The organism is Bacteroides sp. An269 (assembly GCF_002159755.1).
Classification (GTDB): domain Bacteria; phylum Bacteroidota; class Bacteroidia; order Bacteroidales; family Bacteroidaceae; genus Phocaeicola; species Phocaeicola intestinalis.
This window is the reverse complement of sequence record NZ_NFJG01000041.1, coordinates 1-25,006: the sequence shown is the minus strand read 5'-3', so window position 1 is coordinate 25,006 and position 25,006 is coordinate 1. Positions and strand designations below refer to the sequence as shown.

Here is a 25,006-nt window from a genome sequence, read left to right as displayed (position 1 = left end):
ATGCATACGAATTCAATATAAATTAGAAACAGTTCTGAATTTCTCCAAAAAGTTTTTCTCGTCTTGATGTTTCCGTTTTCCCCGATAAATTTATTTGACCGAATATGAACCAATACATGATTGAATGGTTCATAATCTGCTTTAAGCAGTCTTACTTTTACGTTCTCCAATTGAAAACCGTACGGTTTCCATATCGAGAACGTACGGTTTTCAATTGGAGAACGTACGGTTTTGATATGGAAACCATAAAAGGATGCCGCCTGCATCGATAATATAACCTAAGCGGAAACTGAAATGTAGTGAACGTATTGAGGGATTAATTATGCGAATCAGGAGTTAAACGTAGTTATGTTTCACAGGAGTTATCACTTCGTTCAGGAGTTAAAGGCCAATAGCCTTGCTTCTGAAACCGGCGCCAAAAAGCATTGGCATCTAACTCCCAGCGGGCGATAACTTTCTATAACTCCCTTTTAACTCCTGATTGTATAAATGTACGCAACGTCCTTCTTTGATTCATTCAAAACTGTTTCCGTTTTTTTCAATCCGTGTAATCTGTGGTGAAAAACACTCACGCTTCCTCTTCTTCGTGCAGAATAAACCGCTCGATTTCTTCAACAGACCCGCAGGCGAATCTTTTCAGCAGCTTGCCTTCACGCAGGTAATAGATAGTGTCGCACACCTCGTGCAAGGCATCCAGCCGGTGCGAAGATACGATGAAGGTTTTCCATTGTGCTTTCAGGTTGCGAATCAGCTGCTTCATCTGGATACATCCTTTCAGGTCAATGCCATTGAACGGTTCATCCAGGATATAAAGGTCGGGGCCTTGCAGACAGACCGCCATAAAGCCTAACTTCTTTTGCATTCCTGTGGAATATTCGGAAGCATAGCGGCCGAGAGGAAGACGGAACATTTTTGTATTCAAGTAATCTATTTGCTTCCGGTTGACCTTCTTCCCGTATGCCCGCAGGCAAAACTCGATGTATTCGTATCCCGTCACCAGCGGATAAAAGAAATTATCGGCTGGCAAATAACCTACCGTCACCCACTCGCCTTTCCGAATCATGCCTTCATACGAAGCCATCCCCGTCAGGCAACGGAACAAAGTTGTCTTTCCTGATCCATTGTCCCCTACCAGTCCATACACTTTTCCCCAGTCGCAAACCAGCGAAATATCATCGAGCACTTTTGCGCGCCCGAACGACTTTGAAATATTCTCCACACGTATTATTTCCATATAGCTTTCCATTTTATCCATACCGCATACGAAAGTATTCCCACGACCGTCAATTCTGCCAGACAGCCCACCCAGGCGAAACAAGTCCATGCAAACAAAGGAATACATACGGCAAGCTGCATCACCGCAATACCGACAGTTACCGGACAAACCCAACGGAACAACGCCATGCTTTGCAGATAGAGAATACCCGATGTCAGGCAGGAAAAGAAAAACAGTACGTCTTCTGCCCGGAACCCTCCGGCAAGGCACATCATCCCGAAAGGCAGGAACAGCACCGATGCATTCCAGCTATTCGCTTTCCATAATTCCCTCTGCAGGATATGATAACTCTTGAACTTCTGCAACAGATGTGCATCGGGTACGTAGCTGTAGGCACCCGACTGGATAATGCCCCAAACCAACATGCCCACCTTTGCCACCCGTACATTGCCGTTCAGACATCCCAATGCCGACATACCTATTACAATAAGGTATAGCCAGCTCATGCGACGGAACATCCGGAGATATTCCATATTGCCGGCATACAGGAATCCGAACCTTATGGGGGTTATCCGGAAACGGACAGGAGGCACGAAAGGCAACAGGCAAATCCCCAACGGCATGCACAAAGCTATCAGCCATTCGCCCCGTATCCCTGCTATTACGGCAAAAGGCAGGCTTAGCAAAAGGTATTCGTAGCAGAAGAAAACCGACACATTATCGGTAAACCTGCGCAAAAATTCCCTGTCCTTCCTTGCCTGGTGATAAGCGCCTATCACCAGCAGGCAGGCAACCGGAAGCATCCAGCCTGTCTTTACCTTACACAATATCGCTACGGCAAGGACGAGCAGCCCAACCAGCAACACGCTCCGCACAATGCCCAATTCCTTCAGCAACCTGCCTCCGCTCTGCAGGCGTAACCTGACATAATATCCAAACATACCTCTGTGCCCGTTCAGCATTTTTCGTAATGATACAACTTACTGATTACTATTGTTTCATAGACTTATCTTCTTTAAAAACAGTTCTTATCTTCTTGCAGAATCCGAAGAGTTTCCCAACACCTGTTTCAACCACGGATATCCCCAAATGATTGCCATATAGACTATACCAATGAATAGAAGTGAACCGAGTGCCGCTCCCAATTCATACCTCCATTCATAAGTGTTCCAAACTACCTGACCATCAACAAGCCATTGTTTCAGGGGACGATAACCACATCTGACAAACAGATATACCCACGCAAAGATGACCAACATCTGCATACGATTCACATGCTTAGCTTTCATATTTCTCATTTAAGTTTTACTGACGCAAAAGTAAGCATCTGTTCTCACACACTATGTTATCGCAATGTTATTTTTAGGTTAACGAGAATTGGCTGGAAGTGCTGGTTGCTGATTTGCATCACTTGCCAAACCTCTCTACATAACAATCTGGAAATTTATAGCAAAGAATATACGGATTGCCACAACTTTTTCGTATCTTTCCGTGTTGATAATATATAAACCCTTTAAAAACAAACATCATGAAACATGCAATGCCTCAGCTTCCCTACACGATGGAAGCACTGGCTCCACTGATGAGCCAAGAAACTTTAGAATACCATTATGGCAAGCACCTGCAAACCTACGTGGACAACCTGAACAAACTGATAGCTGGAACGCCCTTCGAGGACATGAGTCTGGAAGACACTATCTGCAAAGCCGACGGAGGCATTTTCAACAATGCCGCACAAGCTTGGAACCATACATTCTTTTTCGAAACACTGACCGCACAACCTCAAGACATACCTGCCTCGGTGGCAGATAAACTGGCAAAGGACTTCGGGTCGGTAGAAGTATTCAGACAAGAGTTTACCCAAAAAGCTACCACTCTCTTCGGTTCGGGATGGGTATGGCTGGCAGAAGATGCCGGCAAGAAACTTTGCATCCTTTCCGAACCGAACGCAGGCAACCCGCTGACCCAAGGCATGAAGCCCATCCTTACCATTGATGTATGGGAACATGCTTACTACATCGACTATCGTAACCGACGGGCTGCATACATCGAAGCATTCTGGAAACTGATAGACTGGACAAAAGTTGCTGCACGCTTCTAAAACAACCTCTAAAATCGAAACACTGATTTGCGCCGATTCATGCGGATTGATTCTTTCATGGAAAATCCACACGAACCGGCGTTTTTCCACTATCTTCTGTTTTTCCGTCTCGTTTTTTATTTTTTATTAAAAACACTTGCCTTTATACTCCCTTCTTTGATTTATTTGTTACTTTTGTCGCCGAAATTTCATTAAAAGCAAGAAATATGAACACTACACTCTTACTCCTGGGCATCGGTATGCAAGAACTGATTGTCATCGTATTGATTCTGTTGCTGTTTTTCGGCGGAAGGAAGATTCCTGAACTGATGAAAGGACTGGGTAAAGGCGTGAAAAGCTTTAAAGACGGTGTGAACGGACTGGAAGAAGACTTAAAGGCAGACACAAAGAAAGACGAAAACACCCAACCGAATACCGATAAAGACAAATGATGAAAGAGAAAGGGGATAGCACAAAAACGAACGATGCATCGAACATGACTTTTTGGGATCACGTAGATGAATTGCGGAAAGTGCTATTCCGCATCATCATCGTGACGGGAGTGCTCATGCTTGCCGCCTTCTGCTTCAAAGACGAACTGTTCGGCATCATCCTTGCACCCAAAGAGAATGACTTCATTGTCTACCAATGGTTCGACCGTATCGGAAACGCCTTACACATTCCGGGATTATCCGTCCCAGATTTTCATATACAGCTTATCAATACCAAACTTTCGGGGCAATTTCTTACCCACATGAGCGTATCGCTCTATGCAGGCATTGTGCTGGCTTCGCCTTACATACTTTATCAACTGTTCCGTTTTGTCTCGCCTGCCCTTTATGCCAACGAACGACGTTATTCCCTACGCGTAGTAATGTGGGGCTACATACTGTTCCTGCTAGGCGTACTGTTCAGTTATTTTCTGGTATTTCCTTTTACTTTCCGCTTCCTTGCCCTTTATCAGGTCAGTGCGGAAGTAGAAAATGCGATTCTGCTCAGTTCATACATAGACACTCTGACTATGCTGAGCCTGATGCTGGGCATCACGTTCGAAATTCCCATCCTTGCCTGGCTTTTCGCCAAACTGGGATTTCTTACATCTACTTTCATGCGTACTTACCGCAAACATGCCATTATCATTGCACTGGTCATATCTGCCATCATTACGCCTACATCGGATGCCATTACCCTGATATTGGTAGCTGCCCCGATGTCCCTACTCTACGAAGCCAGCATCTTTATCGTGAAGCGGACTAATAAGTGACAGAGACACTCCGGATCAAGTGTGTATGCTGGCTTAAGAAGAGCGGCCCTGAACAGTTTGTTGTACTTGGGAATTATTCCTTGCCAGCTTTTTCCGCTTCTTCCATCTTACGGGTGACAAACTTCAGCTTCAGATTTGCTTCGTTCTGTTCTTTACGGATTTGTTCCATTGCCGAAAGAATACGCGCCAAGTCACTAATAGCCGCTATAGCCTTCACATCATCGGTACGCATCGTAGTTGTATAATTTCGGTCACCGATAAATTCCAGCCGGAAACGGCGTTTGTCTTGATTGGCAACGATAAAGGCGGCTACACCCCCGTCATCTTTTCCTACCCGATAGTCGGCTTTCTCGATTGGACGTCCCAAATCGGTCGTCTCATAACTGTCGGGCGAAGGAGCAGTCTGGGCAAACAGGTCGCCATCTGTGCTCACTTTTACTGCCGTATGGTGTATGCTTCCACCGGCACAATAAATCGAGGTAAGCAACATCTCGCCCAGCTCGTTCACCTGAGCCCGTAAGAACGAACGCCCGATGTTCTTCTCTACCACTTGTGTAGGATAAAAATAATTGCCGATCTCCTGATAGGCAGTATCCTTCTCAAGCACGAAACGGTCTTTTATCGAATCAAGCGCAGCTTGCTTCACCTGCATCATACTATCCAGGTAAGCCAGCGTCTTGCGCTGTTCGTGCAGGTCGACCTGCTGCATCAGGCGGACACCTGCTTTACGCACATCCACAGCCTTGGGATAAAGCGTGCGGATACTGTCTATCTGCAGTTTGGCAAGGTTGTAGTTTCCGGAGGCAAACGATAACTCAGCCCGCTGAAACAATTCTCCTGCACGTTTCGAATCATTGTTGCACCCCGCAAGGAACATCACCAGGCACACGGCCGCTACCATCATCTTTTTCATACGCATCAGTTTTTAATATCCGAACACAGAGACAGGCAAATGCAAAAACATTGTAAATAAAACGTCCGGCATCGCCTTTTCACTTGAAATACAAAGGAAATTTTCCAGAGAGTCGTATCTCCGTGTTCATTTTTTATCATTATCAATCTCCTTTCATGAAACAAAAATACAATTTAATCGGTTCTTATTCGGTAAAGCTCCCCTATTTTTTGTAATTTTGCACGCTATTTACGAGTTTTGAACACAAAAAACGAAACGAAAATCAACTAAGAATGAATCTGAAGGAACATTTTACCAACAAAATATTCAACTTGATTTCCGAAACCGCCGATGAACTGGGATTGGAATGTTACGTAGTAGGAGGCTACGTACGCGACATTTTCCTCAACCGGACTTCGAAAGACATTGACGTAGTAGTAGTAGGAAGCGGCATCGAGGCCGCCGAAGCCTTGGGCAAAAAACTGGGACGCAAGGCACACGTATCGGTATTCCGTAACTTCGGCACCGCACAAGTAAAATACTTCGATACCGAAGTGGAGTTTGTAGGGGCACGGAAAGAATCATACAGTCATGACAGCCGCAAACCCGTAGTAGAAAACGGTACACTGGAAGATGACCAAAACCGCCGTGACTTTACCATCAATGCCATGGCGGTCTGTCTGAACCAGGCGCGATACGGAGAACTGGTAGACCCTTTTGACGGGCTGAAAGACTTGAAAGAACGGATTATCCGCACACCGCTCGACCCGGATATCACGTTCAGCGATGACCCATTGCGTATGATGCGCTGCATCCGGTTTGCTACCCAACTGAATTTTTACATCGATGAAGAAACATTCAATGCCCTGGAACGCAACCGCGAACGCATCAAAATCATTTCGTACGAACGTATCAAAGACGAACTGAACAAAATCTTGCTTTCACCCATACCGTCGAAAGGATTCGTCGACTTGGACCGCTGTGGCCTGCTGGAACTGATATTTCCCGAACTGACAGCTCTACAAGGTGTAGAGGTGCGGAACGGACGTGGACATAAAGATAACTTCTACCACACCCTGGAGGTGGTGGACAATATTTCCAAGGTTTCGGATAATCTTTGGTTGCGTTGGGCAACCCTATTGCATGACATCGGCAAGCCACGCACTAAACGTTGGGACCCACGTCTGGGATGGACGTTCCACAACCATAACTACATAGGAGAAAAGATGGTACCTGAAATCTTCCGTCGCCTGAAACTCCCGATGAACGAAAAGATGAAGTATGTACAGAAGCTGGTAGGACTGCACATGCGTCCCATTGTGATAGCCGATGATGTTGTGACCGACTCTGCCGTGCGCCGCTTACTCTTCGAGGCAGGTAATGATATCGATGACCTGATGGCATTGTGTGAAGCCGACATCACTTCGAAAAATGAAGCCCGTAAACAACGCTTCTTGGACAATTTCAAATTAGTACGTCAAAAGTTGAAGGATTTGGAAGAAAAAGACCGCATCCGTAATTTCCAGCCGCCGGTAGACGGAGAGGAAATCATGCAGATATTCGCCCTACATCCTTGCCGTGAAATAGGTGATCTGAAGAGTGCCATCAAAGATGCCATCCTTGACGGCCTCATCCCTAACGAACACGATGCAGCTTTCCGTTTCATGCTGAAGAAAGCTGAGGAAATGGGGCTGAAGCCAGTAAATTTACCTAATAACAACCTCATATAAAATACACATATCATATAGGATTCCCATTCGCCTGCAAATTGAATGGGAATCCTTTTATGAACCTGAGTTATCCAACATATTGTCCCTTTTGTTCTATCCATTGTCCAATATCTTACTTACCTTTGCCCTTATTATACTATATATTAATGATAGAAATGAAAGAAGTAAATCCGAAAGAAACGACCCGTGCATACGCATTTGAAATGTGGATAGATGCCCCCATGCCCATGCTCACCTTTTTCAAGACCATAGATGTAACCCGCCTTGCCCGGATAAGCAAACGGACTGGATTAAAGTTCAATATGCTGATGTGCTGGTGCATCGGACGGGCAGCACGCCATATCAAAGAGTTCTATATGCTTCCGGTCGGTAAAAAATTGATAGAATATGACAACCTTGCCGTTTGTGCCGTTGTGGCTAATAGAGAAGGAGAAATAAGCTCCTGCGACATTCCTTTTTCTAATGACCTGAAACAATTCAATGAAGATTACCTGCGGCTGACCAGGCAAGTTGCTGAAAGCTGTCAGAATCATGACTTGACGGACTGCATGGTGATTGGCACATCTGCCCTTGTGCAATATGAAATAGACGGAGCGGTAGGTATGTACAGCGGAGTGTTCAATAATCCGTTTCTGATTTGGGGCAAATACAAACGGCATTTATGGAAACTGAAACTGACTGTTTCTTTCCAGTTTCATCATACACAGATGGATGGGGCACATGCTTCGTGTTTTTTGGAGAATCTGCAAAAAGAAATCAACTGTCTGGTGGTATAATCAAGAACAAATGTTATCTTTGCGGAACTAATGCCAGTCAGGAGTTAAACGTAGTTAAGTTTCACAGGAGTTATCACTTCGTTCGGGAGTTAAAGGCCAATAGCCTTGCTTCTGAAAACGGCGCAAAAGGTATTGGCATCTAACTCCCAGCCCGCACCGACGGGCGATAACTACCTATAACTCCCTTTTAACTCCTGATTCGCATAACTAACAGAAAAATACCAGTTGTTCAATCCTATGAAATGGCAAGTGTGCATATAGCTGCGCTTAACGGATAGCATTTCAGTCATAGCTATTCAGCAACGGACAGGCTTATAACAGGTTTGTCCTTTCTTGTTTTGCCATTATTCCAAATTTATAATTATGCGATGTGTCATGCCGCTACGTGCAGCAAGACTTGTCGCATCATATCAAGTTGAACAATGAACTATACATATAAGCATATTGGGCTCATCGCTTTTCCTGTAATGATGAGCATCCTTATCGAGCAACTGATAAACATTACTGATGCCTTATTCTTGGGGCACGTAGGCGATGTAGAACTTGGAGCATCCGCACTTGCCGGAATCTGGTATCTGGCTATCTATATGCTCGGCTTCGGGTTCAGTTTAGGGCTACAGGTAGTAATCGCCCGCCGTAACGGAGAACAACGGTATGAAGAAACAGGAAAAACGTTCTTTCAAGGACTGTTTTTCTTGCTGATGCTAGCGGCGTTCCTTTGCCTGTTGTCTCAAATACTTTCTCCAGTTCTGCTGAAACATCTGATAACTTCAGACGATGTCTACAACGCAACTGTGTGTTATCTGAATTGGCGTATTGGGGGATTGTTATTCTCTTTCCCACTCCTAGCCTTACGCTCGTTTTTAGTAGGCATTACGCAGACAAAAGCCTTGAACATGGCGGCTTTCACAGCCGTACTGGTGAATATTCCGATGAATTGGCTCCTGATATTCGGATTCGATATGGGCATATCAGGAGCAGCCATAGCTTCTTCATTTGCCGAAATGTGTTCGTTGGTAGTATTGGCAATATATCTGTTCCGGCATATTGATGAAAAAGTATATGGCTTACGCTGGCACATTGAGATAAAGATATTAAAAGAAATATTTTCTATCTCGGTATGGAGCATGCTCCAATTCTTTGTCAGTGTAGCCATTTGGTTTCTGTTCTTCTTGGCTATCGAGCATTTGGGAGAAACAGAATTGGCTGTATCGAATATTGTAAGAAGTGTTTCCGCCCTGTTTTCCGTTATCGTCAATGCGCTGGCTGGTGTTACCAGTTCTTTGGTGAGCAACCTGATTGGAGCAGGTGAAAAGGGAAAAATCTTCCCGCTTTGTCACAAAATTATCCGTTTAGGATATGTGGCAGGTATCCCATTGATTGTTCTTGCCTTGGTCTTTCACCAACACATCATCGGGGCTTACACAGAAAATCCGGTTATCGTACAAGTTGCATGGTTGCCGTTTATGGTTATGCTGCTGAATTACTTCCTTGCACTTCCCGGCTATGTTTATCTGAACGCAGCGACAGGAACAGGAGCAACGCGGACTGTATTTGTCTTTCAACTGACAACAACCATTGTTTATCTGTTTTGCTTATGGGGATTAAGCCATCGTAATGTTCCGTTAGCAGCTTATTGGGCAGTGGAATACCTGTTCGTGCTTGGGCTTGGGGTGCAGTCTGTCATTTATCTGAAATATAAACACTATTGAGTACTAACTTTCAGGAACTTACCGTTGCTCCATGTATACACAATGGGAGCATTTATCAAATAAGATTTCAGCTTGTCTGCCGTAGTTTTATCCATATATTGAGGGGTGGTGTAACTTACTGAAAGCGACAGGTCTTTGTCGGACAAGCGTACTTCCTTCAGATACATGTCTGCATTCAGGCGTAAGTTACGCAAAGAGTCGGAAGCTGTTTCAGAAAGTACAGACTTATAAAATTCATTCTCTTCAGGCAAAGTTACAAAATCTGCTGCCGGTAATTCATTCCAAGCCGTATCATAAAACTTGACCTCACTGTCGGGTACAGGACCACAATAAGTACGGACCACACACACCACTTTCACCGAATCGTTCAGCGGCAACAGTTTCATTTCTTCCCTACTTGACTTGCTGACGTGCACTAACAGGTAATCGTCTGTCAACTTCAGCATTTCCGAGGTCTGTCCGAAACGGTTTTTCACCTCCGCTTTCATGTTGCTGGCCAGAAAATCACCGAAATCTTCCCGGTTCACTTTAGTCAACAAAGGAGAAAGCGAATCGGGTAAAGCAATGTATAATGATTTTAAATCTTGTGCCTGCAAACTCATGCTGCAAAGCATACACACAAGTCCTATAATCCATTTCATCTTAACTATCGTTTTTTATTTCCCGCCAAAGATAGGGATTTCTTTCGAGCAGACAAAACTATTTAAATGAAGAATGAAGAACGCAGAATGAAGAATTCCATGCGGAATTCCATGCGGATGAAAATTCTTCATTCTGCGCAAAACGCGATTCTTCATTCCTCATTCTTCATCCGCTTCAAGAAGTCGGTAGGGCTTTCGCCGAAGTAGTCTTTATAGCACTTGGTGAAATACGAAGGCGCACTGAAACCTACTTCATACGTTATTTCGGCGATGGTCTTGTCGGTAGAGGCCAGCAGCGATGCGGCACGTTTCAACCGCGCGATGCGGAGCAGTTCGTTGGGCGAGTAACCGGTCAACGCCTTAGACTTCCGGTAAAGCTGGACACGTCCCAGCCCTAATTCCCCACCCAAGTCTTCCACACTCAAACCCGCATCGCCCAAACGGGCTTCAATCAACTCGCGCAGTGTCTCCACAAAACCCTTGTCCACCTCGCTGATTGACTCCTGTTTCAGAGCCGAACGGTCGGCAAAGAAGCTTTGCAGACGGCGGCGGTTGTCTATCAGGTTCCGCAGGCGCACCTGCAGCAGCTTGGCACTGAAAGGTTTCAGGATGTACGAATCCGCCCCACACTCGTAGCCCTGCACCTTCTGCTCGTCCATCGTATAGGCGGTGAGCATCATCACCGGGATGTGCGAGGTCTGCACTTCCGACTTCAGCCTCCGGCAACACTCCATGCCGTCCATCACCGGCATCATCACGTCGCAGATAATGGCATCGGGCACGTATTTCATCGCCTGCTGAAGCCCTTCCTGCCCGTTGGAGGCCTCCAGCACCCGGTATTCCCTCTCCAGCAGCAACCTGACATAGTCGCGCACGTCCTGATTGTCATCGATGACCAATACCGTTTCACGCCGGTCGTCTTCGCCCGCTTCCGGAGACGCCTGCACCGTTCCCTGACCGGCGGAAAGCACCGCTCCCTCTTTCAGGCTTGCCGGAACCGCCTGCTTCTCCAGCCCTTCGGCAAGCGTGCCCGCCTGCTTCATCGGCATCTCCACCGTAAAGATGGTGCCCTTGCCTTCTGCCGAATCCACCTTCACCGTGCCGCCGTGCATCTCGGTGAAAGCCTTCACCAACGCCAGCCCGATGCCCGAACCGGCATAATGCACGTCTATCTGGTAAAAACGCTCGAAGATGTGCTGCACGTGCTCGGCGGAAATGCCCACTCCGGTATCCGAAACCTGATAGCGCAGCCAGCGTGTCCCCCCGTGCTCGAATTGCGACAAGGCAAGCTCCACCCGTCCGTTCTCGGGCGTGAACTTGAATGCGTTCGACAACAGGTTATACGTTATCCGCTCCAGCTTCCCGGCATCGGCTATCATCGTATATCCCTCATCGGAAGGAGCAGCCGACACCGAGAAATGCACATGCTTGCGATAGGAAAGCGTGCGGAAAGCCTCGGTCCACTCGTTCATCTCCCCGGCGATGTCAAACTCCGAAAGGTACATCTTCAGCTTGCCGCTCTCGAACTTGCGGAAGTCGAGTATCTGATTGACGAGGCGCAACAGCACCGTCACGTTCTTATGCACGATGCGGAGCAGGAAACGCTCGTGCTCGTCCAGGTTCCGGCTTGCCTCCAGCTGGTCGACGGGGTCGGCTATCAGCGTGAGCGGCGTGCGGAAGTCGTGCGACACGTTGGTGAAGAAAGCCAGCTTGGCGTGCGTCGCCTCCTCCAGCTGCCTGGAAAGGCTGATAAGCTGGTCGCGCTGCGCCTCCAGCTGTTTCTTCTGCTCGGACAACTCCACGTTCAGCCGGTTCTTTGTCCAAAAGCCCCGCACGGCGACAAACAACGCGATGCCGAACAACGCCAGCATCACCACGCACGTGTACAGCAAAACGCGCTGCGAAGCGTAACGGGTAAGGAAATGGTTTATCCTCTTGTCCAGCATGTCTATCTTCTCGTCCAGCTGGCGGATTTGCCCGGTCTGCATCCGCATCACCCGCGCGTTCCCCTTGTTGACCAACGCCGAAGAGAGCGCAACGTCGTGCTCGTAAGGCTTCCCCGTCAGGATAGCCATCGCCGTCTGCATCACTCGGTCGCCGCCGGTAGGATAAATAAAGGTGGCGTCGAGCTGCCCGCTTGCCACCTGCTCCACGCCATATCCCTCGCCCGCCAGCGCGTCGATGCCCACAAACAGCATTTCCTTCTCGCGCCCGTACTTCACCGCCGCCTCGTAGGCACCCGCCGCCATGCGGTCGTTGTGCGCAAACACCATGTCTATCTCCGGAGCGTGCGTCAGGAGCGAGTCGAACACCAGGCGCGCACGGTCGCGCCTCCAGCCGGCATCCACCGAAGCCGTCACCCGTATGTCGGGATACTCGCGCAAAGCGTCCGTCATACCCCGGTGGCGTTCCGCCGCAGGCGTAGAGCCGCGCAGCCCCGTCACCTCCACCACCCCTCCCTTGCCTTGCAGGCGCGAGGCGATGTATTCGCCCACGTTGTAACCAATGGCATAATTGTCGGCGCCGATATACGCCGTATATTGGTTGGAGTGTATCTTCCGGTCGACCAATATCACCGGAATCCCTTTGCTGTATGCCTTCTCGATAACCGGCGTAAGGACATCCGCCTCGTTGGGCGACACCACCAGCAGGTCCACCTTGTTGCGCATCAGCAGTTCGATGTCGTGTATCTGCCGCTTGTTGTCATCGCCCGCGCTGCGGAACACCACTTCCGCCTCGGGATAAAACAACGCCTCGCGCGTGATTTCCCGGTTCATCTGCTCGCGCCACTCGTCGTCGCTGCACTGCGACACGCCGATGACGTACCGCCGTTGCTGTCCGGAGCATCCCGCCAGCAGCGCCAGCAGCAGAAACAAGCTTACCAAGGATATGCAGTTATGCCTCATCGTATCATCCGTTTAAGTTCTTACCGATGCGAAGATACGCATTTCCGGCGTAATTTTCACCACAGATTGCGCAGATTCAGAAAATTAATTGACCGCTCCGCATAATCCGCAACGAATAAATCGCTACCTTTGCGGCAGAATCCATAAAGAGAAAGGAAAAGCTATGGCAAGACCCATCAAAGAAACCCCGATACTCTTCGGGGAAGACGCACGGCGGTTCGAGGAGCGGATGAAGCAAGTCCGCCGGGAAACGCCGGAAGAAAGAGAACAAAGACTGGCTGATTATGCGTTATTTTTAAAGATGCTCGATTTGGGCGAACGTACAAAAAAGAAAAACGTATGAAAGCCAGCCTGCAAACGCCCTTCTCATCTTACATCGTACGCAAGTTGGGACCTGAAGAAAAAGTAAAATCGTTCGATTGCGGCGATGCCGACTTGAACGATTTTATTTTAAATGAATCCGGATTCTACCAGCAAGCCTTATTGGCGGTTACTTATGTGTTCGAAGCGGCAGATGATGAAAACCACGAACACATAGCCGCATATTTCAGTTTGGCAAACGACCGCGTGTCTATGTCTGATTTTCCCACTAAAACGGAATTCAACCGTTTCCGGAGACATCGGTTTGTCAACGAAAAACGGTTGAAAAGCTATCCGGCTGCAAAAATTTGCCGTTTGGCTGTCAGTCAAGAATTAAAAGGACAACACATAGGCGAATTTATAATAAGGTCTATCAAAAGTTACTTCCTCGCCGACAACAAGACCGGCTGCCGTTTCCTCACGGTAGACGCATACGCCGCCGCCATACCTTTCTATTTCAAGCAGAAGTTCGTGCCGCTGACGGCAGAAGACGAGGGAGCCGCCACACGCTTGCTCTACTTCGATCTGAACGACATCGCCGATTAGAACAATCTCAACCCATGCAGTAAACCGGAACAACAATGAAGACACGAATCTTAGGAATGCTCCTGTGCCTGCTCTGCCTGCCGGGCTGCGGAGACAAGGCACAAAAGAGCCACAAAACAGCCGGTTCAGTCCAACAGGAGCAAGCGGACACCATGACTCTCGGCACGTCCGGCTTTCCGAAAGAAATCAAGAAGGCATGGCGCGTCAGCCTGCAAGACAGCATGGTGTATGTAACTCTGATGAATACCGCAGAAGACGGTCGTGAGCTGCAAATGCCATACGGCGTTTTCCCCTGCGAGGTCTTTCATTACGGAAACGGGAGATGGAAAAACGTGACCACCCAACTCGCTCCGTCCGAACAGCATTATAAAAAGAAAGAAGCCTCCACGTCTTACCCTTTCGATTTTCTTCGGGAAAGCGCCCCTGATGACCCCAGCCACATTTATCCCATCCCCAAGCCGGAGACGGAACTTACGGGATACAATTTGGTGGAACTCATACGAACCATTCGTCCGAACGAAACGGCACACTTTTCTTTTCCGCTCTACAACGGCACGACCGATTCGATAGAAAAAGGGCTGTACCGCCTTACCTTTTATATCGACGGAAAGCCTTGCCACATCGTCTTCGAACTCTGAGCTGAAATACCGTTAACCGTCACGCCGATTTACAATCCGGCGTAAATGAGTATAAGGAACCGAAGGTCGACAAAGTCAATTTTAATCCGCTCAGCAGATACCTAACAGAAAGCGGTAACTTAGTCGTTTACCGGATTAAAAATCCTCATACTCGATGCTTGCGGATTGCAAATCCGCAAAAACGGGAGCTTCAGTCACTCAAACCGTACCGTCCACCTCTTTAAAAAATTCACAGGCTTACCCTTTCGTGTTGCTGGAGCAGTGAAGCGGGGCAGGTCGGCTATTACTTTGCAGGCAATGGAATCCATACGGGCGGCTACATTGGGACTGGCACCGTTCTCTTCCGCCGATTTTTCAATGATTACCTGACGGACATATCCTTTTTTATCAATAAGGAAAGCAACATCCACTATTCCTTTACCAAGGTGTACATCGGCTAACTTCTTTTGCACATAATTCTTTAGGTCTATCGATAAAAGCGGATTTTCGGGATCGGAAGTATGTACAGGAAATATGGGGTCTGTAGCATAATTATAAATTGTATCTTTGCCTATCACATAATACGGAGGTGCAGTGTATAAAACGCTGGCTATAAATTCATCCTCCTTTACCGTATCTGCAGATTGAACATTTTGTTTTTTCCCTCCTTGGCAAGAAAGCAGGGCAAGCGATAATAATAAAAAGAGAATCGTTTTCATAGGCACAAAATTTTATACGGACAAATCTACAAAAAATTATCAAATTCTTTTGGAATTTCCGTTTTCTCCCTCTAACTTGCCGTGCAAATGAAATAAAAAAATATTGAATATCACCATAGTAGAGACGATGTGCACATCGTCTCTACATAAACGCAGATTGGCGCGGATTCACGCGGATTGTTTTTTATTTTTAATCTGCGGAAATCTGCGCTAATCTGCGTTTCCTTATTATTCTGTGGTGAGTCCTTCCGTCAGCCGTGCAGGCAATACCGGCATCGCGCCGTTTTGCGTGCAGACGAATGCCGAAGTGGCTACCGCCAGCCGGTGCGCCTCGTTTACGGGCAAGCCACGCAGGATAGAGGCAACGAAAGCCGCGGTAAACGAATCGCCTGCACCTACCGTGTCGGCAACCTCCACCTTTGGGGTCTCTACAAACGACACCTCGCCCGGCGTGAAGACGTAGCTGCCGTTGACGCCGCAGGTCAGGATGAGCATCCGCAGGTTGTACTTGGCAAGGAGAATCCAGCACTTGTCCTGAAGGTCGATGCCCGGATAGCCGAACATGCGGCTGATGGTGACCAGCTCCTCGTCGTTTATCTTCAGGATGTTGCACTTGCGCATCGACCCGCAGATGATTTCCTTGGTATAGAAGCCCTGGCGCAGGTTGATGTCGAATATCTTGTACTGTCCCTCGCCGTCGGGCATTACGTCCAAGAAGCGGTTGATAGTCTCGCGCGACACCACGCTGCGCTGTGCCAGCGAGCCGAAACATACGGCACGGGTCTGGCGCGCCAGCCCTTCCAGTGCCGGAGTGAAGGGGATGTTGTCCCACGCCACGCCCTCGCGGATGTCGTAACAGGGCACGCCGTTGCGGTCCAGTTCCACCTGCACCGTACCCGTGGGATAGGGCACGGTCTCTATCATGCAATTCAGTTTCTTTTCATGGAAATTCTTCAGAATCTCCACGCCCAACTCGTCTTCGCCTACCGCGCTCACCACACGGCTGTCCAGTCCGAACTGCGATACGTGATACGCAAAGTTTGCCGGCGCACCGCCTATTTTCTTTCCTTCGGGCAGCATGTCCCACAATGCTTCGCCCATTCCTACTACGATTGTATTGTTCATGGCTTTTAAGTTTTTAAGTTTTTGAGTTTTTAAGTTTTTGAGTTTTTAAGTTTTTGAGTTCTTGAGTTTAAGCATTTTGTCAAATTGCATGTAGGGGCGTATCGCATACGCCCTGAAAGCATCCGCATGGATTAGTGGACGTATTCGGGCGTATGCGATACGCCCCTACAAAACTTACAAACTCAAGAACTTAAAAACTAACGCTTCAGTTTAAACATATAAATAATCAGATAAATCACTCCTGCCGTCATCACCGCCACGGCACCGCTCTGGCCTACGGCATCGCTGGCGAAACCCATCAGCAACGGGAAGACCGTGCCGCCGAAGAGGCCCATAATCATCAGTCCCGATATCTCGTTCTTCTTGTCGGGCACGGCAAGCAGGGCTTGCGAGAAGACAATGGAGAACACATTCGAGTTGCCGAAGCCTATCAGGGCGATGGCGATGTAAATCACTGTCAGGTCGTTCGACACGAAGAGAAGCACCATCGCTACCAGCATGCACACCACACTAATGCCAAGGAACGGTTTCGAAGCAACCTTCTGGAGAATCACCGCACCCGAAAGGCAACCCAGCGTACGGAAGATGAAATAAAGGCTGGTGGCAAAGCCTGCCTCGTCAAGCGGCATGCCTAAGCGTTCCATCAGAATCTTGGGAGCCGTGGTATTCGTGCCCACATCAATGCCTACGTGGCACATGATGCCGATAAAACACAACAGGATGAACGGACTACTCAGCAACTTCAGGCAGCTTGAAAAGCCGGAAGCCTTATCGGGCGCTTCCTCTTCTATCGGAGTAGCACCCAGCCAAAGGATGGCGATGACGGCTATCGCCATATAGATGGGGAACAGCACACGCCAGCCCATACCGAACTCGGGAATTGCCTGAGTGGCACCCCACATCGCGATATAAGGGGCAAGGAACGAAGCTATTGCCTTTACGAACTGGCCGAAGGTCAATGAGCTTGCCAGCTTGTCGCCAGCTATAATGTTACTCAACAAGGGATTCAGAGAGGTCTGCATCAAAGCGTTGCCGATGCCCAGCAACGAGAAAGAGCACAGCATGATGCCGTAGCTGTCTCCGAAAAGCGGGAGGAGCAACGATACGAAAGTCACCAGCAGGCTGAGCATCACCGTGCGCTTGCGTCCGATGCGGTTCATCAGCACGCCCGTAGGCACGGAGAATATCAGGAACCAGAAGAACACCAGCGAGGGGAAGATATTCGCTTCCGCGTCGCTCAGGTTCAGGTCTGCCTTCACATAATTGGATGCGATGCCCACCAGGTCGACAAAACCCATGGCGAAGAAGCAAAGCATCACGGGAACCAGTTTCCCGTACTTGATTTGGTTATCTGTTGTCATAAGTCCTCTTTTATTGTGCCACAAACTCTATAACCCGGCTCTGCATCTGCTGGAAGCCGAAAACATCCAACCCAACTTTCATCAGGTAATCGCCTGAATAGACTTTTCCATTTGCTTTCAGCGAAGAAGTGACACCCGGCATCAGATTGATTTCCTTTACCAGATACATCTTTTCGGGGTCAAGCCCTTGCACGCGGACCGCCAACAACTTTTCCTGATAACGCGGATGGATGTCGTAGGCGAACAGCACGGCGCTGGCTTTATCCTCACTCACATAATTGACCGCCATGTGATTGCTTTCATAAGGCGAGACCAACCGGTATTGGCTTCCTTCAAGAATAGCCGGTTTCAGACGGTTCCAATTAGCTACAGCCGCACGGCAATATGCCAATTCATCTTGACTCAACTCATCAAGACCAATATCAAAGCCCAGCTTGCACATCGAAGCCATGTCGGTACGGAACTTGACAGAAGACGCCCTGTTCCAGCTTGTCACATGGGCACACATCGCCTTGGCAGGAAAGAAATGCGAGAAGCCCCATTGGATATAAGCCCGTTCCACAGGGTCTGTATCGTCACTGCACCAAAATTCATCGAAATACTTCAAAGCTTCGTAATCACAACGTGCACCACCTCCAGAACAAAGCATCATGGTTACGTCTGGATAATTTGCATGTACACGCTTCATGACATTATACACTCCACGCACATGGTCTATGTACAAACGTCCCTGGCGTTCTTTTAAGTAAGGAGAATAAATATTGGTTATCGGACTGTTGCAATCCCACTTGAAATAAGCCAACTCCGGATTTTCTTTCATCAGCTTATCCACAACCCCACACACATAATCCTGCACTTCCGGATTACTCAAATCCAATACCAACTGATTGCGATAATAATATCTTTCTCTATTGGGGTAATGAATCGCCCAATCAGGATGTTTCTCGAACAATTCACTTTTGGGATTCACCATTTCCGGCTCTATCCAAATGCCAAACTTCACACCAGCCTGTTTGGCAGATTCAATCAATGCCGGCACGCCTCCGGGCAATTTATCTTGCGTAGCTTCCCAATCGCCTAACCCTGCCTTGTCATCTTTACGTGGGTATTTATTTCCAAACCACCCGTCATCCAGCAAAAATAAGTCTACACCTAAGTCCTTCGCCTCGCGCATCAGTTCAGCCAACAGTTCTTGATTGAAGTTGAAAGCTGTATTTTCCCAATTATTGAGCAAGGTCATACGGTCCCCTGTTCCATTCTTCAACTGATACTTGCGCATCCAGTTCTGCAAGTTACGGCTGCCTTGTCCCGTTCCTTCCGTACTGTATGTAAAGACAAATTCAGGTGTTGCAAAGACCTCTCCACGCTCCAACGGATAGACAGAAGCATACGGATTGATAGCTGGAATGACACGTAAGTTTCCTACATTATCAACCTCGAAGGTAAAGCGGAAATTCCCGGTCCAGCCCAATGTACCCATCAATACATCCCCTTGATTTTCACTGGCTGGCTGATCTAACCCAACCATAAAAAACGGACTGGCATGCATTGCCGCACGGCTTCCCAACTTAGTGTCGACAATCTTCTTTCCCGGTTGAAGCTGCCCGGTGCTCATCTGAGCTTCCTTTGCCCAGTCGCCTGTAAACTCGGTCAGATAATAACTGCCCCTGTTGAAATAAAGCATCGTAGAAGCATACGCCGAAAGATAAACCGGTTTCTTTTCCTGATGCACGATTTCACTCCATGTCTTGATGACATCTTCTTCCGGATATGCCACATAATGCAACGTAACTTCTACCGGATATGCATCATCACGCAACACGATATCGGTTTGCGTTCCCCCTTCCACCTCTTTCATCGAAGATGATACATAATAGAGCCAAGTGGAAGCGTTCCCGTCGTTGTGCGTCACAGCCAATGCCGGTTCGAAGAAATCCTCATTTCCCGAGCCGCTGTACACTTCCCAGCCCCGTTTGCAGACGCTCCCGTCCGAAGCGGCATGTACCGCCCAGTCTAATTCCTTCAAATCGGATTCATGCAATAATTTCTCACCCAGATATGTCTGATACAACCGTCCGTTCTCTGCCACCTGTAACACCAAATCGGTATGATTGGTAGAAATACGGATAACCTGATTTTCGGCTGCCTCTAATGCATTCCCTGCCAAAGCAAGCCCCATTGCAGCACACAATAAATGTCTCATCATAGCCATTCGATTTAATCTATTAAAAAACAACAAACAAAACAACGACACACAAGCGTAGAGTTTCTATTCAGTCTGATTTTCAGGCCATTTCCTCCACGCCTCTGCGTCGTTGCAAATCGTAATAGTAATTATATGGAAATTAATTATAGCCCCAGTTTGTATACTTTCATGTTTGAAACTTGTGCCTCACCACCCTCGGTATAGAAACGGAGCGTATTATACGGTTCGGTAGGGAACACCAGATTTGTCATTGCAATGCGTCCGCCATCCACAAAAATTTCTACCGAACATTTGTCCACAAATACATTCAGGTGGTAAGTCTTGCCTTCGCACAAAGAAAGCGGTGCCCATGTTCCCAACGCAAAATCATTTTGATAATTGACAGACATCGTTTTACGGTGGTCGTCTGTTTCTTTAGCATGCGGTTCCGATTTCTCCCCGAAAGCGACCAGCCCACTTGCCGTACGGTCCATTACCAACTTACCCGACTTCATATCCAAGTAAATCTTTGCGACTTCACCTTTGGCATTCATCAGGTCGAAACCTGCTACACCCGATGTGTTCGGAGTTATATCCATTTCCAATTCGTATGCACCGTCTGTCTGCGGAACAATCTCATCAATCTTATATTCGTCTTTCACCGTAATCGGGTCGAACGAACGGGTATCTTTGCGCAACGCTTCCACTTCCTTCACCACGTCGGCAGCTACATAAATCTGACCGTCCTTGGTGTACAAAGACAATTCACGAGGCAATCCGTTGGCACCCCGATATTGGCGGATTGGGGTCACATTGGCGTATTGCCAGTTGCTCATCCAAGGAATAGAGATGATACGTTCGCCCGTATTCGAAATGCAGACCGCCGCATAATGGTCTTTTCCATAATCCAACCACTTTACGGTTTCAGGTTTCGTATCACATGTAAATTCTTTCCCGTCGAAATCTCCTACAAAATATTCCGTTGCGCTTCCGCCGAACATACATCCCGGATTGATATTGACCAGCATCACCCATTTCATCTTATTCTTATCCCCATCTACAGGCAGCTGAATGAAATCCGGACACTCGAACTGATTGGGCTGTGCACCGTAACCTTTGCCGAAAGCACTCATATATTCCCAGTCCTTCAAATTCTGTGAAGCATAAAAACGCATTTCCTTATCGGCAGAAACAATCATTACCCACTTCTTGTCGGGTTCATACCAAAAGACTTTCGGGTCGCGGAAATCCTTTAAGCCGTCAAACGGGAGCAGCACCGGATTCTTCTCATATTTCGTGTAGGTACGTCCGTCGTCGGTACTGTATGCCATGCATTGTATCTGCCCATGTTCGTCACTTGCCGATGTGTAAAGAGCAATCAAGGCATTGTCACCATAACCAGCCGTATTGTTTTTATCAACCACAGTACTACCGGAAAAGATATGTCCCAGTGTATCGCGGGCAATAGCCGGTTTCAAATGGTTCCAATGGATAAGGTCGGTGCTGACCGAATGCCCCCAGTGCATATTTCCCCACTTCGAGCCGTATGGATTGTATTGGAAATATAAGTGATATTCACCGTCTTTATATACCATGCCATTCGGGTCGTTCATCCAACCGTAAAGCGGAGTATGGTGATAAACAGGACGGTAATAATCAGTATTGCTTGTATCGAACGTATCTGTCAATTGGATATGCTCCCAACATACAGCATCGGCAACCACCTTACGAATTGAAACAGTTGCATCCCCACCTTGCGGAATCTCGAAAGGAACATAATACTCAATGCTATCAACGGCAAGACGGACATCCATTGCCATATCGGCAGGACTTCCGGTCTCCAATTTGACTTTGCCTTCGTTACTTGACTCTTGAATAGGTAACAAGAGATATTTGCCAGGAGCAGAAACGTGTACCACAGTCAAGGTATCTCCTTGGTGCTCAATCGTAAAACCTTTTGGGGACTGACAAGCAACCATGCCGCATGCCAGCATTGTTCCCATTGCGAGATGAATCAGATTCGTTTTCATGGTGTATCTATTTTTCGTTGTAAATATAGTATTAAAATTTCAATTGCGCAGAAAATTCTACGGTAAACGGACGAATATAGCTTCCAGCCATTACATGACCCGCATATTGTCCGGCATCTTCTTTCTCAATCAGTTCGGCACCGGCAATGCTTCCTTTCGCTCCGGTCTGGTTCAGGAAATTAACTACCGTACAGCCCAAAGACAATTTCTTGTTTACCTGCCAGTTCAGTCCGCCGAAAGTTTCCCAACGTCCGTTAAAATAATAAGCATCGTTGATGTTTGCATACGTCTTACTGAAATAACGGAAACTGGTCCAGATTTTCAAGTCTTTCGTAATCATATAACTAGGGTCGATTTCCACAATGACCTGGGGAATCTCGGCTACGATATTGCCTGTTGCATTGATGCTTCCCACATAACCGTCGGGGAAAGTAACCGAAGTCTCGTATTTCTTATAAGTCGGTTTCTGGTAAGTGAACAGGAAGTGAAGATCGAAACCTTTGAACGGCGTAGCAACCACATCGGTAGTCCATCCCAAAGTCTTGATATCGTAAGTCAACGGAGCCGCCATAATCTGGTTCACACCGTTTACGGCATGCTGCAGGTTCAGCGTAGAGTTGTTGTTGGTTTTCGAAATATAAGAGAACAAAGAAGTCAGGCTCAACCAGTCATTGTTATAATAGATACCTACCCGTCCCAACGGTACCGAAATCTTATCGGTATTCGGCGTTGTAGCCGGAGCGAAGTTTTCGATACGCGGATGCTGGGTGATATAAGTAAAGTCTCCGGTAAAACCAAATTGTTTGGTCAATTTGTATGTAGCTGCGGCACTCAATGCATAGTTAAACCAATCATACGAGATAGGCGTAGGAGCAATCTTCACACCGCTCGGACTTGTCGCGCCTATATAATAATTGGCAAAACGGCCGACAAAGTCACCGTTGGCATCTTTTACCGCCAGGTTTTCACCACGCAACGCCTGATATTCCAGACGTGCCCCGTAATACAAATTAAGGTTATCTGTTATGTCCCAATCGTGGGTGAAATATATTGCAAGTTTGTTTTCGTGTCCTTTATAATATTCTGAAGCGTTCTTATTGAAATCGTAATAATAGCCATTTCCGCTATATGAACGGTCGGCATAAGTAGCATAATCGGCATTGAACAGACGTACCGGATAGCTTCCATCCATTGGCACCGACTGGTCATACATCGTCGTATTCGAAGTGTAATCCACATCATAATACCATTCATTCACACCCAAACGCCACGTACCATTGTTCACCTTGCGCGAAAGCTCGGTGGTAAACATGAACTCGTCAATAAAGCCACGGTTCAGGCATGACATACGGCTCTGTACATACTCGCCATCATACGCCTTCATGCTTCCGTCTTCGGCTTCATACAGATAGTTGATACCAGCCTCGTTTTGGTCAAGCGACATCGGGGTCTGATAAACCAGTGAGCCGGTAGCATGGTCATATTTCACAATCGTTTTCCATTGCAGCCCGTTATCCCATTTATAGTCGTTCATCAGGACAAACTCGCTTCCCTTATTCTGAGTGGCATCATACAGATTGGTCTTATGCACTTGTCCAGTCCGCATATCCCGATACATCATTTCATTATCTACAGGCAAATACGAAGTAGTTCCCAATGCAAACTTGCCGAATTCCTTTACACTTCCATCGCCTACATAAATAAAAGGAGCCGATTGCGTAGCATAATTATATACCGGATGGCTATTGCTATAATGATACATAGCCGTAAACTCGCCCCGGTTATCATGATAACGTTTTGTCAGAGCGAATTTGTATATCTGTGTACGGTCTTGAAACGGAGTTGACTTGATTTTAAAAGTTCCCGGGTCAAAGTCCTGGTAGATACTTCCACTGTAAAACCAGTCTTTGGCTATCTCCCCGTTCAGGTTCAACGAAATCTCGTGCATGCCGAAATGGTTTGCCTTATAATTCAATGTTCCGTGAAATCCTTTCTGCCCCAATTGGGTGAAAGAATTGACCGCATAGCCGATATTGCCGGTAGTAATCGCCGTTTCCGAAATCTTCAACAAGCCGACATGGCTTAAACTGGCATCAGCACGCCACAATGAATTCACACTATGCGGATTCGTAGCATACGTTACGGGGATACCATTTTCTAACACATTGACATCCGCCGACGGAAGTCCGATTTGAATCTCACGAGGACCGTTGGCACTTGCCGCATTCAGCATGACGTTCCGATTCCCTTCTTCTTTCGAAGATTCACCTTTAGAAGAATTATCTTCCTGGGCATGGGCATTTGCACAAGCTAAAGCAAGCAGCAAAACTGCCGCATTCATCCGATGAAATGAAAACTTTTTCTTACCTGCTTTCATGGTATTACAATTTTAATAGCACAAACAATAAATGATTTTTGTGCAGCAAATGTAGCAAGCAATGCAAAAGCGGTATAAAAGAAATGTTTCATCTTCAAGCAAATATGTTTCCATGTAACATTTTTGCTAAAAGATGAAACATAATTGATAACAAGAAAGCTATTCTGAGAAAACGTTCACGCAATCAAACGGCGTTTCTATTTATCTGCATAGTGCTTGCCATTCCAGTCCTCGCATAATCCTAAGATACCAGGACTGCAGTCCTACTACTAATAGGACTGCAGTTTCTACTCCTCAACACAGCAATCCTAATTAGGGAGGACTGAAAACGGAGTTATATGGAACGTTTCAAACAGTTTTATTCAGTTCCTATGTTTGTAATGTGCTAGCAAAATAGCATAAAGCCAAGAGAATTATTAAATTTGTAAATGAAAGAAATAACTTAATAAAACCTATGACTTTATGCGTA

The 25,006-nt window shown here is 47.1% G+C and carries 21 protein-coding genes; 9 read left to right on the top strand and 12 right to left on the bottom strand.

What is annotated here, in order from left to right; translation table 11 throughout:
* Positions 1 to 568 precede the first annotated feature (568 nt).
* The 3 genes from B5F71_RS09655 to B5F71_RS09645 all read right to left on the bottom strand — a co-directional run bounded on the left by B5F71_RS09655 (position 569) and on the right by B5F71_RS09645 (position 2,505).
* Positions 569 to 1,234, bottom strand: coding sequence for an ABC transporter ATP-binding protein (locus tag B5F71_RS09655; RefSeq protein ID WP_241148583.1), 666 nt, complete (start codon positions 1,232 to 1,234; stop codon positions 569 to 571).
* Positions 1,225 to 2,157: a hypothetical protein gene (locus B5F71_RS09650; RefSeq protein ID WP_143269875.1), complete on the bottom strand. Its 933-nt coding sequence runs from the start codon at positions 2,155 to 2,157 to the stop codon at positions 1,225 to 1,227. Before B5F71_RS09650 ends, B5F71_RS09655 begins: the two co-directional genes overlap by 10 nt.
* A gap of 87 nt (positions 2,158 to 2,244) precedes the next feature.
* Positions 2,245 to 2,505 (bottom strand): hypothetical protein, encoded by a 261-nt coding sequence (locus tag B5F71_RS09645; RefSeq protein ID WP_022041147.1) that lies wholly within the window; start codon positions 2,503 to 2,505, stop codon positions 2,245 to 2,247.
* Between the two features lie 239 nt (positions 2,506 to 2,744).
* On the opposite strand from B5F71_RS09645, the gene B5F71_RS09640 reads away from it, so the two are divergent.
* The 3 genes from B5F71_RS09640 to tatC all read left to right on the top strand — a co-directional run bounded on the left by B5F71_RS09640 (position 2,745) and on the right by tatC (position 4,560).
* On the top strand, positions 2,745 to 3,317 hold the full coding sequence (locus tag B5F71_RS09640) for a superoxide dismutase (RefSeq protein WP_087209687.1): 573 nt from the start codon (positions 2,745 to 2,747) through the stop codon (positions 3,315 to 3,317).
* A 206-nt stretch (positions 3,318 to 3,523) separates the two neighbouring features.
* Positions 3,524 to 3,748, top strand: a complete 225-nt coding sequence (locus tag B5F71_RS09635) for a twin-arginine translocase TatA/TatE family subunit (RefSeq protein ID WP_022041145.1) — start codon at positions 3,524 to 3,526, stop codon at positions 3,746 to 3,748.
* Positions 3,745 to 4,560 (top strand): twin-arginine translocase subunit TatC, encoded by an 816-nt coding sequence (tatC, locus tag B5F71_RS09630; protein ID WP_239465703.1) that lies wholly within the window; start codon positions 3,745 to 3,747, stop codon positions 4,558 to 4,560. The genes B5F71_RS09635 and tatC overlap by 4 nt, the downstream gene beginning before the upstream one ends.
* A 73-nt stretch (positions 4,561 to 4,633) precedes the next feature.
* On the opposite strand, the gene B5F71_RS09625 is transcribed toward tatC, so the two are convergent.
* A complete protein-coding gene (locus tag B5F71_RS09625; RefSeq protein ID WP_087209712.1) occupies positions 4,634 to 5,473 on the bottom strand; it encodes a hypothetical protein in 840 nt (279 codons plus the stop codon).
* Positions 5,474 to 5,745: 272 nt separating this feature from the next.
* Here B5F71_RS09625 and B5F71_RS09620 point away from each other — a divergent pair, with 272 nt between their 5' ends.
* From B5F71_RS09620 to B5F71_RS09610, 3 genes are all read left to right on the top strand, one after another.
* Positions 5,746 to 7,182 (top strand): HD domain-containing protein, encoded by a 1,437-nt coding sequence (locus B5F71_RS09620; protein ID WP_022041142.1) that lies wholly within the window; start codon positions 5,746 to 5,748, stop codon positions 7,180 to 7,182.
* A 155-nt stretch (positions 7,183 to 7,337) separates the two neighbouring features.
* Positions 7,338 to 7,958, top strand: a complete 621-nt coding sequence (locus B5F71_RS09615; protein ID WP_022041141.1) for a CatA-like O-acetyltransferase, family 2 — start codon at positions 7,338 to 7,340, stop codon at positions 7,956 to 7,958.
* Between the two features lie 422 nt (positions 7,959 to 8,380).
* Complete coding sequence (locus tag B5F71_RS09610) at positions 8,381 to 9,670, top strand: MATE family efflux transporter (protein ID WP_087209684.1); 1,290 nt, start codon at positions 8,381 to 8,383, stop codon at positions 9,668 to 9,670.
* Here the strand turns inward: B5F71_RS09610 and B5F71_RS09605 are convergent.
* Both B5F71_RS09605 and B5F71_RS09600 read right to left on the bottom strand, forming a co-directional pair.
* The gene (locus tag B5F71_RS09605; protein WP_022041139.1) at positions 9,664 to 10,311 is read right to left on the bottom strand and encodes a DUF3256 family protein; all 648 of its coding nucleotides are present in this window, start codon (positions 10,309 to 10,311) and stop codon (positions 9,664 to 9,666) included. The genes B5F71_RS09610 and B5F71_RS09605 overlap by 7 nt on opposite strands.
* Positions 10,312 to 10,463: 152 nt before the next feature.
* Positions 10,464 to 13,217 carry a substrate-binding domain-containing protein gene (locus B5F71_RS09600; protein WP_087209681.1) on the bottom strand — a complete coding sequence of 918 codons (2,754 nt, stop codon included), beginning with the start codon at positions 13,215 to 13,217 and terminating at the stop codon, positions 10,464 to 10,466.
* A 163-nt stretch (positions 13,218 to 13,380) separates the two neighbouring features.
* Between B5F71_RS09600 and B5F71_RS09595 the strand changes: the two genes are divergently transcribed.
* Genes B5F71_RS09595 through B5F71_RS09585 form a run of 3 tightly spaced genes read left to right on the top strand, consistent with a single transcriptional unit; the run spans position 13,381 to position 14,761 of the window.
* Complete coding sequence (locus B5F71_RS09595) at positions 13,381 to 13,560, top strand: hypothetical protein (protein WP_022041137.1); 180 nt, start codon at positions 13,381 to 13,383, stop codon at positions 13,558 to 13,560.
* Positions 13,557 to 14,123: a GNAT family N-acetyltransferase gene (locus B5F71_RS09590; RefSeq protein ID WP_087209678.1), complete on the top strand. Its 567-nt coding sequence runs from the start codon at positions 13,557 to 13,559 to the stop codon at positions 14,121 to 14,123. The genes B5F71_RS09595 and B5F71_RS09590 overlap by 4 nt, the downstream gene beginning before the upstream one ends.
* Positions 14,124 to 14,158: 35 nt before the next feature.
* Positions 14,159 to 14,761 (top strand): hypothetical protein, encoded by a 603-nt coding sequence (locus B5F71_RS09585; protein ID WP_022041135.1) that lies wholly within the window; start codon positions 14,159 to 14,161, stop codon positions 14,759 to 14,761.
* A 194-nt stretch (positions 14,762 to 14,955) separates the two neighbouring features.
* Here B5F71_RS09585 and B5F71_RS09580 read toward each other — a convergent pair whose 3' ends face one another.
* The 6 genes from B5F71_RS09580 to B5F71_RS09555 all read right to left on the bottom strand — a co-directional run bounded on the left by B5F71_RS09580 (position 14,956) and on the right by B5F71_RS09555 (position 24,537).
* Positions 14,956 to 15,459, bottom strand: a complete 504-nt coding sequence (locus tag B5F71_RS09580; RefSeq protein ID WP_022041134.1) for a hypothetical protein — start codon at positions 15,457 to 15,459, stop codon at positions 14,956 to 14,958.
* A 228-nt stretch (positions 15,460 to 15,687) separates the two neighbouring features.
* The gene (locus B5F71_RS09575) at positions 15,688 to 16,584 is read right to left on the bottom strand and encodes a carbohydrate kinase (protein ID WP_087209675.1); all 897 of its coding nucleotides are present in this window, start codon (positions 16,582 to 16,584) and stop codon (positions 15,688 to 15,690) included.
* 197 nt (positions 16,585 to 16,781) lie between these two features.
* Positions 16,782 to 17,945, bottom strand: coding sequence for an MFS transporter (locus tag B5F71_RS09570; protein ID WP_087209672.1), 1,164 nt, complete (start codon positions 17,943 to 17,945; stop codon positions 16,782 to 16,784).
* Positions 17,946 to 17,955: 10 nt separating this feature from the next.
* Positions 17,956 to 20,148: an alpha-galactosidase gene (locus tag B5F71_RS09565; protein WP_087209709.1), complete on the bottom strand. Its 2,193-nt coding sequence runs from the start codon at positions 20,146 to 20,148 to the stop codon at positions 17,956 to 17,958.
* Positions 20,149 to 20,294: 146 nt separating this feature from the next.
* The gene (locus B5F71_RS09560) at positions 20,295 to 22,160 is read right to left on the bottom strand and encodes a GH32 C-terminal domain-containing protein (RefSeq protein ID WP_087209669.1); all 1,866 of its coding nucleotides are present in this window, start codon (positions 22,158 to 22,160) and stop codon (positions 20,295 to 20,297) included.
* 31 nt (positions 22,161 to 22,191) lie between these two features.
* Positions 22,192 to 24,537, bottom strand: a complete 2,346-nt coding sequence (locus tag B5F71_RS09555; RefSeq protein WP_087209666.1) for a TonB-dependent receptor — start codon at positions 24,535 to 24,537, stop codon at positions 22,192 to 22,194.
* Positions 24,538 to 25,006 lie beyond the last annotated feature (469 nt).